General features: G+C 66.6%; 14 protein-coding genes. 3 read left to right on the top strand and 11 right to left on the bottom strand.

Annotated elements, in window-relative coordinates; genetic code table 11:
- Positions 1-111: 111 nt before the first annotated feature.
- The 7 genes from CEY09_RS29905 to CEY09_RS29875 all read right to left on the bottom strand — a co-directional run bounded on the left by CEY09_RS29905 (position 112) and on the right by CEY09_RS29875 (position 11,704).
- Entirely contained in the window at positions 112-1,572 is a 1,461-nt protein-coding gene (locus CEY09_RS29905) for an efflux transporter outer membrane subunit (protein ID WP_088591388.1), read from the bottom strand.
- Positions 1,569-4,682 (bottom strand): multidrug efflux RND transporter permease subunit, encoded by a 3,114-nt coding sequence (locus tag CEY09_RS29900; RefSeq protein ID WP_088591387.1) that lies wholly within the window; start codon positions 4,680-4,682, stop codon positions 1,569-1,571. The genes CEY09_RS29905 and CEY09_RS29900 overlap by 4 nt, the downstream gene beginning before the upstream one ends.
- Positions 4,679-7,777 carry an MdtB/MuxB family multidrug efflux RND transporter permease subunit gene (locus CEY09_RS29895; RefSeq protein WP_088591386.1) on the bottom strand — a complete coding sequence of 1,033 codons (3,099 nt, stop codon included), beginning with the start codon at positions 7,775-7,777 and terminating at the stop codon, positions 4,679-4,681. The genes CEY09_RS29900 and CEY09_RS29895 overlap by 4 nt, the downstream gene beginning before the upstream one ends.
- 12 nt (positions 7,778-7,789) lie before the next feature.
- Positions 7,790-9,067: an MdtA/MuxA family multidrug efflux RND transporter periplasmic adaptor subunit gene (locus tag CEY09_RS29890; RefSeq protein ID WP_035214302.1), complete on the bottom strand. Its 1,278-nt coding sequence runs from the start codon at positions 9,065-9,067 to the stop codon at positions 7,790-7,792.
- Positions 9,068-9,385: 318 nt separating this feature from the next.
- Complete coding sequence (gene zapD, locus CEY09_RS29885) at positions 9,386-10,138, bottom strand: cell division protein ZapD (protein ID WP_035214312.1); 753 nt, start codon at positions 10,136-10,138, stop codon at positions 9,386-9,388.
- Positions 10,139-10,209: 71 nt separating this feature from the next.
- Positions 10,210-10,836: a dephospho-CoA kinase gene (gene coaE, locus CEY09_RS29880; RefSeq protein ID WP_088591385.1), complete on the bottom strand. Its 627-nt coding sequence runs from the start codon at positions 10,834-10,836 to the stop codon at positions 10,210-10,212.
- Between the two features lie 10 nt (positions 10,837-10,846).
- Entirely contained in the window at positions 10,847-11,704 is an 858-nt protein-coding gene (locus tag CEY09_RS29875) for a prepilin peptidase (RefSeq protein ID WP_088591384.1), read from the bottom strand.
- 193 nt (positions 11,705-11,897) lie between these two features.
- On the opposite strand from CEY09_RS29875, the gene CEY09_RS29870 reads away from it, so the two are divergent.
- Positions 11,898-12,662 carry a copper resistance protein NlpE N-terminal domain-containing protein gene (locus CEY09_RS29870; RefSeq protein ID WP_088591383.1) on the top strand — a complete coding sequence of 255 codons (765 nt, stop codon included), beginning with the start codon at positions 11,898-11,900 and terminating at the stop codon, positions 12,660-12,662.
- A 217-nt stretch (positions 12,663-12,879) separates the two neighbouring features.
- Here the strand turns inward: CEY09_RS29870 and CEY09_RS32740 are convergent, their stop codons facing one another.
- From CEY09_RS32740 to CEY09_RS29850, 4 genes are all read right to left on the bottom strand, one after another.
- Positions 12,880-13,254, bottom strand: a complete 375-nt coding sequence (locus CEY09_RS32740; protein WP_088591382.1) for a response regulator transcription factor — start codon at positions 13,252-13,254, stop codon at positions 12,880-12,882.
- Between the two features lie 125 nt (positions 13,255-13,379).
- Positions 13,380-14,234, bottom strand: coding sequence for a pantoate--beta-alanine ligase (gene panC, locus CEY09_RS29860; protein WP_088591381.1), 855 nt, complete (start codon positions 14,232-14,234; stop codon positions 13,380-13,382).
- A 36-nt stretch (positions 14,235-14,270) separates the two neighbouring features.
- Entirely contained in the window at positions 14,271-15,161 is an 891-nt protein-coding gene (locus CEY09_RS29855; RefSeq protein ID WP_006228004.1) for a segregation and condensation protein A, read from the bottom strand.
- Positions 15,162-15,177: 16 nt separating this feature from the next.
- A complete protein-coding gene (locus CEY09_RS29850) occupies positions 15,178-15,366 on the bottom strand; it encodes a DUF3460 family protein (RefSeq protein WP_006228003.1) in 189 nt (62 codons plus the stop codon).
- Positions 15,367-15,464: 98 nt separating this feature from the next.
- On the opposite strand from CEY09_RS29850, the gene CEY09_RS29845 reads away from it, so the two are divergent.
- Together CEY09_RS29845 and glpK are read left to right on the top strand one after the other, a co-directional pair.
- Complete coding sequence (locus CEY09_RS29845; RefSeq protein WP_088591380.1) at positions 15,465-16,919, top strand: DHA2 family efflux MFS transporter permease subunit; 1,455 nt, start codon at positions 15,465-15,467, stop codon at positions 16,917-16,919.
- Positions 16,906-18,432 carry a glycerol kinase GlpK gene (glpK, locus tag CEY09_RS29840; RefSeq protein ID WP_088591379.1) on the top strand — a complete coding sequence of 509 codons (1,527 nt, stop codon included), beginning with the start codon at positions 16,906-16,908 and terminating at the stop codon, positions 18,430-18,432. Before CEY09_RS29845 ends, glpK begins: the two co-directional genes overlap by 14 nt.
- The last annotated feature ends 248 nt before the right edge of the window (positions 18,433-18,680 follow it).

Below are 18,680 nucleotides of genomic sequence, written 5' to 3'. Positions count from 1 at the left end.
AATTCGGTGTCGGTACTGCGCGACGAACGTGACCACATGGTCACTTTCGTCGCATTAAGAACCGGCGCCGAAAACTTGTCAACGAAAGCGTAGGGGATTTAAGCGTTATCCCTAGGAGCCGTCCCAACCGCCGCCCAGTGCGACGATCAGGTTCACGCTGGCGACCAGGCGCGTGCCCAGCAGGCTCAACGCGTTGCGCTCGCTATTGAGCGCCGTGGCGTCCACGACCGCCACGCTCAGGTAGTCCACCAGACCGGCCTTGTACTGGTTCTGGATCAAGCGCAATGATTCGCGCGCGGACTCCAGCGCGCGCCGCTGGACGACCTGCTCGTTCTCCATCACGCGCAACTGGATCAGGTAGTCCTCGACTTCGCGCAGGCCCACCAGCGCGGCCTGGCGGTAGGCCGCCGCTTGCGAGTCGTACGCCGCACGGGCCTGTTCGACTTGCGCCGCGCGCGCGCCGCCGTCGAAGATCGTCAACGCCAACGCTGGCCCCAGCGACCAGAAGCGCGCAGGCGCCGTCAGCAGGTCGGCGAACTGGCCATTGCGAAAGCCCCCGTCGGCGGACAAAGTCAGCGACGGGAACCACGCGGCTTGCGCCACGCCGATCTGCGCATTGGCGGCCGCCGCGCGGCGCTCGGCCGCAGCGATGTCGGGACGACGCTCCAGCAGCTCGGACGGCAGGCCCACCGGGATCTCGGGCAACTGCAGCGTGAACACGGCCGGCGCCAATCCGAACTTGGACGGCGCCTGGCCCATCAGCACCGCGATGGCGTGCTCGTACTGCCCGCGTTGCCAATCCAGGTCGATCGATTGGGCGCGCGTGCTTTCCACCTGCGTGCGCGCCACGGCCACATCAGCCTGCCCGGCCACGCCCACCTCATAGCGGTTTTGCGTCAGCTGCAGCGATTTTTCGTACGCCGCCACCGTGGCGTCCAGCAGGCGCTTCTGCTCGTCCAGCACGCGCAGTTGCAGATAGGTCTGCACCAGCGCCGCCTGCGCGCTCAGCCGCGTCGCGGCCAGGTCGGCCAGGCTGGCTGCTGCGCTGGCTTCAGACGATTCGGTGCTGCGGCGCACACGGCCCCACACGTCCAGTTCCCAGCTGACGCTGCCGGTCACCGAATACTGGTTCGACACATTGCTGCCCGACGACGAAGACGACGAGCCGTTCTGGCCGTTGCCGCTGCCCGAGCGCGACATGCCCGCGCTTGCGCCAACCGTCGGGTAGAAGCCGGCACGCGCGGCGCGCACCAGGCCCAGCGCCTGGCGGTAGTTGGCCTCGGCCTGCGCGATCGTCTGGTTCGACGTGTTCAGGCGATCGACCAGGCCGTTGAGCGTAGCGTCGCCATAGACCCGCCACCACTGCCCGCGGTCCGCGTCGTCGCGCGGCTCGGCAGGCTTCCAGCCCTCGACCTGATCCTGGCCCTGGCCCTCCTTGTAGGAGGCGCCCACGTCCAATTCAGGGCGCTGGTAGTCGGGACCGACCGCGCATGCGCCAAGCAGCGCGCACAGCGCCAGCGTGACCGCGCTGCGAGGAAGGAAGGCGTTCGAAAGCGGCTTGATACGGATCATGTCTGTTCTATGGAAGCAGGAGCGCCCTTCCGGGGACCGCGCCCGCGCGCGGCCCACAGACGGAAGCGGTCCAGGTAGAGATAGACCACGGGCGTGGTGTACAGCGTGAGGATCTGGCTGAGCACCAGGCCGCCCACGATGGTAATGCCTAGCGGCTGGCGCATCTCGACGCCGGCGCCGGTCGCCAGCACCAGCGGCAGCGCGCCGAAGATGGCGGCCATCGTCGTCATCATGATCGGGCGAAACCGCGTCAGGCAGGCCTGGAAAATCGCGTCGCGCGGCGCCATGCCCTGGTTGCGCTCGGCGTCCAGGGCGAAGTCCACCATCATGATGGCGTTCTTCTTCACGATACCGATCAAGAGGAACACCCCGATCAGCGCGATCAGTGTGAAGTCGTAGCGCAGCAGCAGCAAGGCCAGCAGCGCGCCCAGGCCGGCCGACGGCAGCGTCGACAGGATGGTCAGCGGATGCACGAAGCTTTCATACAGAATGCCCAGCACGATATACATCGTGACCAGCGCCGCCAGGATCAGCCAGGGCTGCTGCGCCAGCGTCTGCTGCAAGGCGGCCGCCGTGCCCTGGAAGCCCGCCTGAATCTGGTCCGAGGGCAAGCCGATACGGGCCACTGCCGCGTCGATGGCGGCGGTGGCCTGCCCCAGCGACACGCCGGGCGCCAGGCTGAAGGACACGGTGTCCGCCACGAACAGCCCTTGATGCTGCACGCTGAGCGGCGCGTTGGCGTTCTCCAGCCGCGCGAAAGCCAGCAGCGGCACGCGCGCGCCGGTCGAGGTGATCACTTCGACCTGCTTGAGCGATTCGATGTCTTCGGCGAATTTGGGCTCCAGGCCCAGCACCACGTGGTACTGGTTCAGCGGCCCGTACATCACCGATACCTGGCGCTGGCTGAACGAATTGTTCAGCACCGTCGAAATGGTGGACATGCTGACGCCCAGCCGCGTGGCGGCCTCGCGGTCGATCACCAGGTTGATCTGGCGGCCCTTGTCCTCGACGTCGGTGTCTACGTCCGTGATCTCGGGGATCTTCGCCATCGCCTGCTGCACCTTGGGCATCCACGTGCGCAGCAATTGCAGGTCGCCCGACATCAGTGTGTAGTCATAGGAACCCTGGCTTTGGCGCCCGCCGATCCGGATGTCCTGCTGCGACACCAGGAACATGCGCGCGCCCGGCATGTTCTGCAACTTGCCGCGCAACCGGTTGATGACCACATCGGCCGATACATCGCGTTCGCCCAGCGGCTTCAGCTGGATCTGCATGAAGCTGCTGTTGCTGCCCCCGCGCCCGCCGGCATAACCCGTCATGCTCTGCACCGCCGGGTCCGCCAGCACCACCTTGCGCAGCGCCTCTAGCTTGGGCAGCGTCGCCTGGAACGAGGTGCCCTGGTCCACGCGGAAAAAGCCCAGCAGCTGCCCCGTATCCTGCTGCGGGAAAAAGCCCTTGGGCACCGCGGTGTACAGATAGATGTTCAGGCCCACGGCAATCGCCAGGATCAGCATCATCAGCCGGCCATGCGCCAGCGCCCAGCGCAGGCTGCGCCGGTAGCCGTCCAGCATGGACTCGAAGCCGCGTTCGGACCAGCGCGCCAGCCGCCCCGGCGGTTTCTGCTCTTTCGGTTCATGGCGCAGCAGGCGCGCGCACATCATCGGCGTAAGCGTCAGCGACACGATCAGCGACACCATGATCGCGGCCGACAAGGTCACGGCGAATTCGCGGAACAGCCGTCCGACCACGCCGCCCATCAGCAGGATGGGGATGAACACCGCCACCAGCGACAGGCTCATCGACAGCACCGTGAAGCCGACTTCGCGCGAACCGCGCAACGCCGCCCGCATCGGCGACATGCCGTTCTCCACGTGCCGCATGATGTTCTCGAGCACCACGATGGCGTCGTCCACCACGAAGCCGGTGGCCACGATCAGCGCCATCAGCGAAATCGTATTCAGCGTGAAGCCGCACAGGTACATGATGCAGAACGTGCCGATCAGCGACACCGGCACGGCCACGCTGGGAATGATGGCCGCCCGCCAGCGCCTGAGGAACAGCAGCACCACCAGCACCACCAGGCCCACCGCGATGATCAGCGTCAGCTCGGCTTCGTGCAGCGACGCCCGGATGCTGGGCGTGCGGTCCTGCGCCACCGTCATGTTCACGTCGGCCGGCATCAGCGCCTGCAGCACGGGCAGTTGCGCGCGCACGGCATCCACGGCCTCGATGATGTTGGCGTCGGCCTGCCGGCGCACGATCATCAGGATCGCTTTGCGTTCGTTGAAGAACCCGGTCTGATACAGGTCTTCGACCGAGTCCTCGACTCTGGCCACGTCCGACACGCGCACCGGCGCGCCGTCGTTCCACGCCACGATCAGCGGCCGGTATTGTTCGGCGCGGCTCAGCTGGTCGCTGACCATGATCTGCCAGTGGTAGCGGTCGTTCTCCAGCACGCCCTTGGGGCGGTTGGCGTTGGCGTTGGCCAGCGTGGCGCGCAGCTGGTCCAGCGACACGCCGCGGTTGGCCAGCGCACCCGGCAGCACGGTGACGCGCACCGCCGGCAAGGAACTGCCGCCTACGGTGACTTCGCCCACGCCGTCCACCTGCGCCAGCTTCTGCGCCACGATGGTCGAGGCGATGTCGTACAGCTGGCCCTGGCTGAGCGTGTCGGAGGTCAGCGCCAGCGTCATGATGGGCGCGTCCGACGGGTTGGACTTGTGGTACGTGGGGTTGCTGCGCAGGCTGGTGGGCAACAGCGAGCGCGCCGCGTTGATGGCGGCCTGCACATCGCGCGCCGCGCCGTTGATGTCGCGCGACAGATCGAACTGCAGGGTGACGCGGGTGGACCCCTGCGAGCTGCTGGAGGTCATCTCGGTCACGCCGGCGATGCTGCCCAGCGAGCGCTCAAGCGGCGTGGCCACGCTGGAAGCCATCGTCTCGGGGCTGGCGCCCGGCAGGCTGGCCGACACCGAGATGGTCGGAATGTCCACCTGCGGCAAGGGCGCCACCGGCAACAGGAAGAACGACAACAGGCCTGCCAGCACGACCGCCAGGCTCAGCAGCGTGGTCGCCACGGGCCGGACGATGAAGGGCGCCGACAGGATCATGACGCGTCCCCGGCCGCCGGTTCGCGCACGCCGCGCCAGCGGCGCGACATGCGGTCGAACATCAGGTAGATGACCGGCGTGGTGAACAGCGTGAGCACCTGGCTCAACAAGAGGCCGCCCACCATCACCAGGCCCAGCGGCTGGCGCAGTTCAGCGCCCGTGCCGGTCGACAGCATCAGGGGCAAGGCGCCGAACAGGGCGGCCAGCGTGGTCATCAGGATGGGGCGGAAACGCAGCAGCGCAGCCTCGTGGATGGCCGCGCGCGGCGTCAGCCCCCGCTTGCGCTCGGCATCCAGCGCGAAGTCGATCATCATGATGGCGTTCTTCTTCACGATGCCGATCAGCAGGATGATCCCGATGATGCCGATCATGTCCAGCTCGGTGCCGCTGATCAACAACGCCAGCAAGGCCCCCACGCCGGCGGACGGCAAGGTGGACAGGATCGTGATGGGGTGGATGTAGCTTTCGTACAGGATGCCCAGCACGATGTACATGGTGACCACCGCGGCCAGGATCAGCCACAGCGTGCTGGTCAGCGAATTCTGGAACGCCAGCGCCGCGCCCTGGAACCGCGTCTCCACACCGGCCGGCAAGCCGATTTCGGCTTCGGCGGCGATGATGGCTTCGACCGCGTTGGACAGCGACGCCCCCGGCGCCAGGTTGAACGACACCGTCACCATCGGGAACTGGTCCAGCCGGTTCACGGCCAGCACGGTCCGGCCTTCGGAGATGTGCGCCACCGACGACAACGGCACCTGCGCGCCGGTCGAGGTCGGCACGTGAATCTGGCCCAGCGCGGCCGGGTTCATCTGGAACTGCGGCTGCACCTCCAGCACCACGCGATACTGGTTGGACTGGGTGAAGATGGTGGAGATCAGCCGCTGGCCAAAGGCGTCGTACAGCGCCTCGTCAATCACCGCGGCCGTGATGCCCAGCCGCGACGCCGCATCGCGGTCGATCTCGACCCAGGTCTGCAGGCCGTCGTCCTGCAAGTCGTCGGTCACGTCCTTCAACCCCGGCACCTGGCGCAAGCGGTCCACCAGCTTGGGCGTCCATTCGCTCAGCACCTTCAGGTCGGGGTTGGACAGCGTCATCTGGTATTGCGTGCGGCTGACGCGGTCTTCGATCGTCAGATCCTGCACGGGCTGCATGTATACAGTCAGGCCATCCTGCTTGCCCAGGGATTCCTGCAGGCGCGCCATCACGGTGCGCAGGTCGCCGTTGCGTTCGGCCTGGGGCTTGAGCGCAATCTGCATGCGCCCGGCGCTTAGCGTGGCGTTGCTGCCGTCCACGCCGATGAAGGACGACACCGCCTGCACGTCGGGATCTTCCAGCACCAGCCGCGCCGCGGCCTGCTGGCGTTCGGCCATCGCCGGGAACGAAATGGATTGCGGCGCCTGGGTGATGGCCTGGATCAGGCCGGTGTCCTGCTGCGGGAAGAAGCCCTTGGGCACCACCATGTACAGCACCACCGTCAGCGCGAACGTGCCCAGCGCCACCAGCAGCGTCAGCGGCTGATGGCGCAGCACCACCTGCAGCGTGCGGTCGTAACCGGCGATGACGCGGTCAATGAAGTTGCCCGTGGCCGTGTGGAAACGGCCGTGCTTCTGCTCCGATTCGGCGCGCAACAGGCGCGCGCACATCATCGGCGTCAGGGTCAGCGACACCACCAGCGAGATCAGGATCGACACCGCCAGCGTGATCGCAAATTCCCGGAACAGCCGCCCCACCACTTCCGTCATGAACAGCAGCGGGATCAGTACAGCGATCAGCGAAAAGGTCAGCGAGATCAGCGTGAAACCGATCTGCGAGGCGCCCTTCAAGGCAGCCTGCAAGGGCGTTTCGCCGTCTTCGATATGGCGGGCGATGTTCTCGATCATGACGATGGCATCGTCCACCACGAAGCCGGTGGCGATCGTCAGCGCCATCAAGGTCAGGTTGTTGATCGAGAAACCCGCCAGGTACATGATGCCGAAGGTGCCCACCAGGGACAGCGGCACCACGACGCTGGGGATCAGCGTGGCCGTCAGGCTGCGCAGGAAGACAAAGGTCACCATCACCACCAGCCCCACGGCCAGCAGCATTTCGAACTTCACGTCTTCCACCGAGTCTCGGATGGTCTGCGTGCGATCCGACACCACGCTCACGTCCAGCGTGGCGGGCAAGGCCGCGCGCAGTTGCGGCAGCAGCGTCTGGATCCGGTTGACCACGTCGATCACGTTGGCGCCCGGCTGGCGCTGGATGTTCAGCAGGATGGCGGGCTTGTCGCCGGCCCAGGCGGCCTGGCGCGTGTCTTCGGCGCCTTCAACCGCGCGCGCCACGTCCGACAGCCGCAGCGGCGCGTTGTTCTTGTAGGCGATGATCAGGTCGTTGTAGTCGGTGGGCGACTTCAGCTGGTCATTGGCGTTGATCGTGGTGGACCGCAACGGCCCGTCCAGGTTGCCCTTGGGCTGGTTGACGTTGGCCCCCACGATCGCGGTGCGCAGGTCAGACAGCGCCAGACCGTTGGCCGCCAGCGCCTGCGGATTGACCTGCACCCGCACCGCCGGCCGCTGGCCGCCCGCCACGCTGACCAGGCCCACGCCGGGAATCTGCGACAACTTCTGCGCCACCCGCGTATCCACCAGATCTCGCACCTGCGGCAAGGGCATGGTGGGCGATGTGATGGCCAGCGTCAGCACGGCCGCGTCCGCCGGGTTCACCTTGTTGTAGGTCGGCGGCACCGGCAAGTCGCTGGGCAGCAGGTTCGACGCGGCGTTGATCGCCGCCTGCACCTGCTGCTCGGCCACGTCCAGCGGCAGCGTCAGGTTGAACTGCATCGTGATGACCGAGGCGCCGCCCGAACTGGTGGACGACATCTGGTTCAAGCCCGGCATCTGCCCGAACTGCCGTTCCAGGGGAGACGTGACCAGCGAGGTCATGACGTCCGGACTGGCCCCGGGGTACAACGTCACCACCTGGATCGTCGGGTAGTCCACCTCGGGCAGCGCCGACACGGGCAGCATCCGGTAGGCGATGAAACCGGCGATCAGGATTGCCACCATCGCCAGCGTGGTGGCGACGGGGCGGAGGATGAACAGGCGCGACGGGCTCACGATGGTCTCGGCTTACTTGGACGCGGGCGTGGTGCCGGCAGGCGCCCCTGCCCCGAGCGTCTTGTCGCGGGTGGCGGGTATCACTTCCGCCCCGCCCACCACTTCCACCTTGGCGCCCGCACGCAGGCGGTCGGTGCCTTCCGTGACGACGCGGTCGCCCGGCTGCAGGCCTTCATTCACAGCCACCATGCCGTTATTGATGGCGCCCAGCTTCACCTGGCGCACCAGCACCGTGTTGTCCGGCTGCACCAGGAACACGAAGGCGCCGGCCGACCCCTGCTGGATCGCGGCGGTTGGGATGGCGGTCACGTCCTTGCGCGTCAGCACGTGCAGGCGCACGTTGACGAACTGGTTGGGAAAGAGCGCGTCATCCGCGTTGTCGAATTTGGCCTTCAGCTTCAGCGTGCCGGTAGTGACGTCGATCTGGTTATCCAGGGTCTCCAGCACGCCGGTGGCGATGCGGCGGGTGTCGGCGCGGTCATAGGCATCGACCGTCAGCGTCTTGCCGGCCGCGATTTCGCCCCGCACTTCGGGCAACTGGGTCTCGGGCAACGTGAACACCACGGAAATCGGCTGGGTCTGGGTAATCACGACCAGCCCGTTGGTGTCGGAGCTGGACACCAGGTTGCCGCGGTCGACCTGGCGCAGCCCCAGCCGGCCGCTGATGGGCGCGGTGATGCGGGCGTAATCCAGTTGCAGCTTGGCGTTGTCCACATTGGCCTGGTCGCTCTTGACGGTGCCCTCGTACTGGCGCACCAGCGCCGCCTGGGTGTCCACCTGCTGCTTGGCAATGGAATCCTGCTTGAACAGGGCCTGATAGCGCTGCAAGTCGCGCCGCGCGTTCTCCAGCTGGGCCAGATTCTGCATCTGGGTGCCGCGCGCCTGGTCCAGGGCCACCTGGAAGGCCCGGGGGTCCACCTGGGCCAGCAGGTCGCCCGCCTTCACGCGCTGACCTTCCTGGAAGGCCACGTCCACCAGCTCGCCACTGACGCGGCTGCGCACAGTGACCGTGTTGTAGGCCGTGACGGTACCCAGGGACTTCAGGTAGATATCGATATCCTGCGTGGCGGCGGTGGCGATGCGCACCGGCACGGCCAGGTTCGCCATGGCGGCCATCGGGGGCCGTCCCCCGCCCGCCCGGCCGCCAGGCCCGCCGGCCGCGCCCTGTTTGGCCGACGGCCGCAGCGCAAGCCAGGCAATGACGGCCACGGCAAGCAACAAGACCACCAATCCAATGATGCGGCGGCGGGTCCAGCGGGAAGGCGGGGAAACAGGACGACTATCGGACATGGAAACGGTTCCGGCACTGACGGAGAAAGCCGTATTGTCTACTAGTCGGTCGCCTTTTCTACCATGGTGCGCCACAGTTGAAACTGGCCGCAACAAGAATCGGTCTCAAGAACGCCTGTCCGGACGTAGGATGGGTGAAGCGCGAGACGGCCGCCGCAAGAACAAGGACACCCAGCGCGCGCAACCCATCAAGCGGCGCAGGGTACTGGGCTGGTTCGGCCACAACGCAACCGTTGCTTGATGGGTTGCGCGCGCTCTGCAATCGTTTTCTACGTTGGGTTCTCTCGCGCTCCACCCATCCTACGAACCACGGGGGGGTTACGAGCTGCAGAGCGTCATCTGGAACGCCACGTCGCGCGCCACCTGCTGGGGCTTGAATTCGCCGTCTTGCGTGGAAAAACGTATCCAGATCATGTACTTATTGGCACTGATCTCGGGAAATGCGCCCTGGGTCGGGTCCACCCAGACGCGCAGCAGCTGGAATTGCTTGCCGCCCAGCATCTGCTGGTAGGCGCCCTGCTCGGCCACGATATCGGTCTTGCGGCCGGACTCGCGCAACAGGCGCAGGGCCAGCGTCAGGCCATCGTACAAAGGCAGGAAGGGCGACACCCAGGCCTGCAAGTCCGCACAACGGGCGGCTTCGGTCTTGTTCTGCCAGGCGAAATAGGAAGGCATGTCCACTTGCGTGGCGCTGCCCGGCACGGACAGCCGGCCGCGCAGGCTGGTCAACCATTCGTTTTCGCGCAGCGACTGCCCGGTCTTGCCGGGCGCGGCCAGCGCGCTGGCCACTTTTTCCAGTTCGCGCAGCATGGCTTCCAGCGCGTCTTGCGCCACGCCGGGGTGGTCGCGCAAGCCTACCAGCGCCATGCGCTGACGCTCCAGGTCTTGCAGCACGGCGCCTTTCACGTCGGTGCGTTCGCACGCGTCGAGCAGATCGAAAAGAGAGGTAACGGCAACCTGATGCTGGCGTGAGTCCCCCTCGCGAGCAAAGAAGAACAACCTGTCGAACAGGTATTCCAATCGCAGATAAGCGCGGATGCGCTCATTGAAGGGATATTCGTAAACAATCACGCTATTTGACAGGCCCATCAGTGGTCGGCCAAGTGGCCGAGGGATTCAGGGGTGCCGGCCAAGCTTGTCGCTTACCGGCCCGTTGTGGTCGCCAGCGTCAGCCAGCGGTCATGCAGGGTCTTCGCCTGCGCGCGCAATTGCTCCGGCGATGTCGCGCCGTCGTTCACGATGACGTCGTCCGCAACCTCCAACCGGCTTGCCCGCGCAGCCTGTGCCGCCATAATACGCCTGATGGCGGGCTCCGTCAGCCCGCTGCGCGACTGCACGCGCGCCACCTGCGTTTCCGGGTCGCAGTCCACCACGCAGATACGATCCACGCGCGTGCGCCAACGCGCCAGGGACTCCACCAGAAGGGGCACCACAAAGACCAGGTACAGCCCGGTCGCGGCCGCTGCCTGGCGTTCGGTCTCTTCGGTAATGGCGGGGTGCAGCACGCCTTCCAGGCGCTGCCGCGCTTGCGGATCCGAGAACGCGCGTTCGCGCATCCATTGGCGGTTCAACGCGCCTTCGGGCGTCAGCGCCTGCGGCCCGAATTCGCGTTCGATGGCCGGCATGGCCGCACCGTCGGCCGCCGTCAGCGCGTGCGCGATCTGGTCGGTGTCGACCAACGTCGCGCCCCATTCGCCCAGCATGTCCGCCACACGGGACTTGCCCGAACCGATGCCGCCCGTCAGACCGATCTTGAACATGATGCCCATCCTTTCTTGCCTAGCGCATGAACTGCCATAAACCCTGCTCGCCGCCCAGCAGCAGCATGACGATGCCGGCCAGGGCCAGATAGGGGCCGAAGGGCAGCGGCTGCCCGCGGCCGGCGCGGCCCGATAGCGTCAGCAAGCCGCCGATCAACACCCCCACCAGCGAGGCCGCCAGCAGCACCATGGGCAGCGATTCGATGCCGAACCACGCACCCAATGCGGCCAGCAGCTTGAAGTCGCCATACCCCATGCCCTCGCGCCCGGTCAGCAGGCGGAACACATGGAAGATAACCCACAGGAAAACGTAGCCGGCCACCGCCCCCACCACCGCCAGCGGCAAGGTCGTGAACGCGTCAAACAGATTCACCAGCAGCCCGGCCCACACGAGCGGCTGCGTCAGCGCGTCGGGCAGCAGGGTGGACTCGAAGTCGATCCAGGCCAGCGCCACCAGCATCGCCGACAAACCCATCGCAAACAACGCGACGGGCGTCGCGCCGTAGCGCCACGCGCAGGCGGCAAACAGCGCACAGGTCAGGAGTTCGATTGCGGGGTAGCGCCAACTGATCGGAGCATCGCATGCGGCGCAGCGGCCGCGCAGCAACAGCCAGCCCAGCACGGGCAGCCGGCGCCAGCCAGTCACCGGCGCATGGCACGCGGGGCATTGCGAGGCCGGACGCAACAGGCCGTCGGGGCTGGCCGGCCGCGCCTTGCCCACCGCATCCAGGCACTGCGCCTGCCATTCGCGTTCCATCATGCGCGGCAGCCGATAGGTCAGCAGGGTCAACCAGTTGCCGATGAACAAGCCCACCAGCGCAGCCAGTCCGATGAAGGCGCCCAATGGGATGTCGAAGACGTGACGAACGCTGCTCATGCGCCCATCCGATGGGCGCGATGGCCGGGGTTCATCGCAGCACAGATGGCGGAAAATCGGACAGCCCAACTGCGGCCGTGTCGTAATTTGTGCATAAAGTGCTGACAACACCCAAGAGTGGCTAAGGGAACGTATCGAATCTTCGCATAAGTGCGTAAAATCGGAGACAGACTCAATTCACGGATAAGCTGCCATGACCGCCCGCGTCGACATCGTTTCCCGATCCCGCAAACTTAGCGTCATGGGGCTGCTGCTGGCCGGTACGGCACTGGGTGCTGCTGGGTGCGCCCAGCAGAAAACCGAAGGCTATTACGATCCCCCGGTTGAAAGCACCGTGACCGACGCCCAATACCAGGGTTCGGGCGCGGGTTACCGCAGCGTCATCCGCGCGCCGTCGCAGGTGCAGATCGCCCTGAAACCCGACGCCCGCAAGCCGCAGAACCAGGCCTCGCAAGCCACGCCGGCCGGCCAGACCACCGAAGACGGCCAAGCCGTGCCGGAAGGCGCCGACAATGCGGCTGCAGCCTCGGCCCCCGCACCTGCTCCCGCGGCCCCGAACGCCGCTGCGCACAGCCTGGTGCCGCAACCGCAAACCTACATGGGCACGCTGCCGTGTTTCTCGCCCGCCATGCAATGCACGGCGCAGCGCGTCACGCTGACCCTGGCGCCCAACGGCCGCTGGCGCGGCCGCACCGCTTATCTTGAAAACGACCCCCAAAAGGGCCCGGCCGTGACGGAGCAAGGCTGCTGGGACGCCACCGACGAACGCCCGCCGCGCGTCATCCTGATGGATGGCAAGGGCAATGCCCGGGCGGAATTCGTGGTGGCCGCCAACAACGTGCTGCGCGTGCGTTCCGTCGCCGGCCAGACGCCCAACCTGAACTACAACCTGACCCGCCAGCCGGACCTGGATCCGATTGACGAGCTGGCCAAGGCCCAAGCGCCCCAGTGCCCGTGATGGCCTCGAGGGTTCACGGCCAGCCCCAAGGCAAGCCCTGAACCCTCTGCCCAATGAAATACCCCGCCGGGCCTGGCGAACACCCCGTTCGCCAGGCCCGGTTTGCCATTGGCGAGGCGTCAGGGGTGGAGCCGCATTGGGAAGGCAGCATTGGGAAGGCAGCAACGGGAAGCCCCTCGTCGGCCCGCGTCCCGCAGGCACGCAGCGACGGCACCCATCAAGGGTCGGACGGTTTACCGTCCGGCGGACCCAGCCCGTAGGACGGCGGCGCCGGGGCGTGCAGCACATGGCGCGGCGCCCGGGCGGGGTCGCCACGGTCGGGCGGTTCATCGTAGCGGGCCGCGCCGTGAAGCAGGGGCGAAGCGCCCGAGCGGCCATGGGCGCATAGCTGGCAGGCCAGCTGCATGGCATTGCGGGCATCGAGCTTGGCGAAAATGCGGGCGCGATGGGCCTCGGCCGTGCGTAGCGAAATGCCCAGATCGATGGCAATGACCTTGTTGGGGCGGCCGGCCGCCACATAGCCGACGATCTGCCGTTCGCGGGGCGTCAATGCGGAAAGCACCGCTTCAAGATCGGGACGGGGAGCTTGCATGGGCGACTCTTTTTGCAATGTAGGATTACATCGAGTCTGCCCGGCCGCCCAAGGCGGCGGAAGCTGGCAAATCTGACAGGGGTCGGGGCGGCGCGGTGTCCGCGCGCCCGTCCTGCCCGCCAGGATCAGGCCGTGTAGGCCAGTTCCAGGTTGTCGATCAGGCGGGTCGCGCCCAGCTTGGCGGCGGCCAGCACCACGACGGGCACGCCGGCCTGCAGGTCGGCGGCGTCGGGGCGCTTCAGGTCTTGCTGGCGGCGCAGGGCCACGTAGTCCACCTTCCATCCGCGCTGCGTCAGGCGGTCGGCGGCCTCGCGTTCCAGGGCCAGCGCATCGCGCTCGCCTTGCGCCAGCCGCTGGCCGATGTGCTGCAGTTCGGCATACAGCGCCGGCGCCTCGGCGCGTTCGCCTTCGGTCAGATAGCGGTTGCGCGAGGACAGCGCCAGGCCGTCGTCGGCGCGCACCGTCTCGTGCGCCAGCACTTCCACCGGCAGCTGGAACTGGCGGCACATGTTGCGCACCACCATCAGCTGCTGATAGTCCTTCTTGCCGAACACGGCCACGCGCGGCTGCACGCAAGAGAACAGCTTCAGCACCACCGTGCTGACGCCCTCGAAGAAGCCCGGGCGGAACTCGCCTTCCAGGATGTCGCCCAGATCGTCCGGGGGTTGCACGCGGTAGTTCTGCGGCTCGGGGTACATCTCGCGCTCATTCGGCGCGAACAGCACATAGACGTCGCGCGCCTGTTCCAGCTTTTCGATGTCGGCCGCCAGCGTGCGCGGATACTGGTCGAAATCTTCATTGGGGCCGAATTGCAGGCGGTTCACGAAGATGCTGGCCACCACGGGGTCGCCGTGCTGGCGCGCCAGCTTCATCAGGGACAGGTGGCCTTCGTGCAGATTGCCCATGGTGGGCACGAACGACACGCGATTCTGGCCGCGCAGGTGATCGCGCAATTCCTGGATGGTGTGTACGACTTTCAAGGGGACTCTCCGGGGTTGGGGGCAGCCCGGTCAGGATCAGGCCGCGACCGCCGCCACGCTGGTGTAGGCCAGGCGCACGTAAATGGGTGCATAGGGCTCCGCCTGCGTGATCTCCAGCAGGGATTCGCGGGCCAGCTCCAGCATGGCGATGAAATGCACGACGACAACCGCCGCGGGCGCGCCTTCGCGGACGCGTTCCATGAACAGGTCGCCGAATTCCATGAAGCGCACGTCATTCAAGCGCCGCAGGATATGCGTCATGTGATCGCGCACGGACAGCTGTTCGCGCGTGATGTGGTGATGCTGGTTCAGCTTGGCCCGCTTCATGATGTCGGCCCAGGCCTGGCGCAGGTCGTCCACGCTGACTTCGGGCATCATGCGTTCGACGCTGAGGTCAGCCACGGCCTGGCTGCTGACGAAGTCGCGGCCCAGTTGCGGCAGCTTGTCCAGCTTCTGGGCGGCCAGCTTCATCTGTTCGTATTCGAGCAGGCGGCGGACCAGTTCGGCGCGCGGATCTTCGGGCTCTTCGCCGGTGTCGGTCTTCCTGACCGGCAGCAACATGCGCGACTTGATCTCGATCAGCATGGCCGCCATCAGCAGGTACTCGGCAGCCAGCTCCAGGTTGGTGATGCGGATCTGGTCCACATACGACAGGTACTGCCGCGTGACATCCGCCATCGGGATGTCCAGCACATTGAAGTTCTGCTTGCGGATCAGGTACAGCAGCAGGTCCAGCGGCCCTTCAAACGCTTCGAGGAACACTTCCAGCGCGTCCGGCGGAATGTACAGATCCGTCGGCATCTGGAACAGCGGCTCGCCGTACAGGCGCGCGAAGGCGACGCTATCGACGGTATCGGGCGTGCTGTCCACGGGAGGCGCCACTAGCTTGGCCAGTGCCTCGCCCGGGACTGAAGGGTTTTGGGACATGTCTGCCGCAATGGGATCAGTCTGCCGAATAGACGTACGGGCGCTGCGGCACGCGGGCCGCGCGGAAGCCTTCCAGCAGCTCCGAGTCCTGCGGTTTGTCCCAAAGACGGGCGCGGCCTTCGCGCTGGCGTTCTTCGGTGCCAGGGTGCGACTGCTTGAAGTCTTTCAGGAAAAGGGTGATCTCGGATTCGTAGTTGGTCGCCATGACACCAATTTCAGTGGGTTTCGGATCCCGGGAGTTTACTTCACGCCGGGCGAACCCCCAGCGTTACAATCGTCAGGCTCCCAACGCCCCCTCCCGCCATGTCAGCAGAATCCGCAGCAGCAGCCAACCCCGCTCCGCCCTCGAACCCGGACGCGCTGCGCGCGGCGCGCATGATCCCCTTCATTGTGGGCTGTGCGCTGTTCATGCAGATGCTGGACGCCACCGTCGTGGCTACCGCGCTGCCGGCCATGGCCCGGGCCCTGGGATCCACGCCCGTCCGGCTGAATGTGGCCATTACGTCCTACCTGCTGTCCGTGGCCGTCTTCGTGCCGGTAAGCGGCTGGGCGGCCGACCGTTACGGCGCCCGCCGGGTGTTCGTGGCCGCCATCGGCCTGTTCACCCTCAGTTCGGTCGCCTGCGCGGTCTCGCAGGACCTGCCCCAGCTGGTCGCGGCCCGGATCATCCAGGGGATGGCCGGGGCGATGATGGTGCCGGTGGGCCGGATCATCCTGCTGCGCACCGTGCCTAAGCAGGATCTGCTGAAAGCCATGTCGTTCCTGTCCATCCCGGCGCTGCTGGGCCCGGTGATCGGGCCGCCGCTGGGCGGCTTCATGGTCACCTACATGTCGTGGCACTGGATTTTCCTGATTAACATCCCGATCGGGGTCCTGGGCATCGCGCTGGTGCTGCGCTACGTGGCCGAGATCAAGGAAGAGACCGCGCCGCGCCTGGACTGGCTGGGTTTCCTGCTTAGCGCCGTCTGCCTGGCCACGCTGGTCAGCGGCTTTGAAGCCATCGGCCGCGACGTCATGCCGCTGCCCATGCTGCTGGGCATGATCGCCGTGGGCGCGGCCTGCGGCTTCCTGTACGCCTGGCACGCCCGGCGCGTCGAACACCCCATCATCGACCTGTCGCTGATGCGCATCCCCACGTTCGCCATTTCCACGCTGGGCGGCAACCTGTGCCGCTTCGCCGTGGGCGCGACGCCCTTTCTGCTGGCCATGCTGCTGCAGGTGGGTTTCGGCCTGTCGCCATTTTCGGCCGGCCTGATCACGTTCGCCAGCGCCGCCGGCGCGCTGCTGATGAAGTTCGTGGCGACACCCATCGTCCGGCACTTCGGCTTTCGCCGCGTGCTGACCGTGAACGCGCTCTTGACCGGCGTCTTCATCATGGTCTGCGCCACCTTCACCCCGGCCACGCCGGTCTGGCTGATGATCGCCATCCTGCTGGTCGGCGGCTTCTTCCGGTCCTTGCAGTTCACCGGGGTAAATACGCTAACCTATGCCGATATCCCCCCGGCCAAGATGAGCCGCGCCAGCAGCTTCGCGGCGATGGCCCAGCAGCTGGGCATCAGCCTGGGCGTGGGGGTGGCCGCAGTCACGCTGAACGTCAGCATGGCCCTGCGCGGCGCCGAGACACTTGCAGTCAGCGATGTCGTCGCCGGCTTCATCGTCATCGGCCTGATGTGCATGGCCTCGACCTTCTCCTTTAGACGCCTCGAGCCGCAAGCCGGGGCACACCTGAACGGCGCCAAACAAAGTGACGACGAATGAATTTGTCCTAGCCCTGGACCAGGGCACGACCAGCTCCCGAGCCATCGTATTCGACCGCGACGGCGTGGTGCGCGGCGTCGGCCAGCGTGAATTCCGCCAGCACTACCCGCGTCCGGGCTGGGTCGAGCACGACGCCAGCGAAATCTGGCACACCCAGCTGGACGTGGCGCGCGAAGCGCTGCGCAACGCGGCCGCGACCGCGGCCGACGTGGCCGCCATCGGCATTACCAACCAGCGCGAAACCACGCTGATCTGGGAACGCGCCACGGGCCGCCCGCTTGCCCGCGCGATCGTCTGGCAAGACCGCCGCACCGCGCCGATGTGTGATCAGCTGCGCAGCGACGGTCACGCCGACTTCCTGCAATCGCGGACCGGCCTGGTGCTGGACGCGTACTTTTCGGGCACCAAGCTGGCCTGGCTGCTGGACCACGTGCCGGGCGCACGCCAGATGGCCGAACGCGGCGAACTGGCGTTCGGCACGGTGGACACCTGGCTGATCTGGCAACTGACGGGCGGCGCCGTACACAGCACGGACCCCAGCAATGCGTCGCGCACGATGCTGTTCGACCTGCACACGCAGGACTGGAACGACGAAATCCTGGCGCTCTTGAAGATCCCGCGCGCCGTGCTGCCGCAGATCGCGCCCAGCAGCGCGGTCGTGGGCAATGCGCTGCCCGAATGGCTGGGCGGCTCCATCCCGATCGCGGGCGTGGCCGGCGACCAGCAAGCCGCCACTTTCGGGCAGGCCTGCTTCAAGCCGGGCATGGCGAAAAACACCTACGGCACCGGCTGCTTCATGCTGATGAACGTGGGCGAAAAACCCGTGCAGTCGAAGAACCATCTGCTGTCGACGGTGGGCTGGGGCCTGCCCCAGTCCGGCCAGGACAGCTGGACCCCCACGTACATGCTGGAAGGCGGCGTGTTCGTGGCCGGCGCGGCGGTGCAATGGCTGCGCGACGGCCTGGGAATCATCCAGCGCTCGGAAGAAGTCGAATCCCTGGCCGCCAGCGTGTCGGACACGGACGACGTCTTCATGGTGCCGGCTTTCGCCGGCCTGGGCGCGCCGCATTGGGACCCCTACGCCCGCGGCATGCTGGTTGGCCTGACCCGCGGCACCACCCGCGCCCACATCGCCCGTGCGACGCTGGAATCGATCGCGCTGCAAAGCGCGGAACTGCTGACCTGCATGAACGGCGACAGCGGCATTGCACTGACCGAACTGCGCGTGGACGGCGGCGCCGCCCGCAACGACCTGCTAATGCAGATACAGGCCGATCTGCTGGGCGTACCGGTCGTGCGCCCAAGAGTGCCGGAGTCGACGGCGCTGGGAGCCGCGGGATTGGCGGGACTGGCGGTAGGGTTCTGGTCCGGGTTGGATGAGTTTGCGTCGAAGTGGCAGGCGGAACGGACGTTCGAGCCGGGATGGCCGGAGTCGGTTCGTGCGGCGCGGATGGGGAGGTGGAGGCAGGCAGTGGAGTTGTCTAAAGGGTGGGCGGCGGGGGGATCGAAGTAGCTGTTTTTTGGCTGTCTTCGGTCTTCGTCGGTTGCTCGTTGGTTGAGCTTCGTGGGTCGTCTGTCGTTGGAGCTTCGTAGGTCGGCCGTCGATTGAGCTTCGTCGGTCGGCCGTCGATTGAGCTTCGTCGGTCGCCCATCGTCGCTGTCGGCGTGACGGCGCGCGCCCACGATTGCGGTCCGGAGCCTTCGCTCCGGACGTCCCCGTCGTCATCCTTGTATGGTGAGGGTGCGCCCTCTGCAGTGGGG

This window comes from Achromobacter marplatensis, assembly GCF_002209535.1.
Taxonomy (GTDB): Bacteria; Pseudomonadota; Gammaproteobacteria; order Burkholderiales; family Burkholderiaceae_B; genus Achromobacter; species Achromobacter marplatensis.
This window is presented reverse-complemented; position numbering and strand designations above follow the sequence as displayed.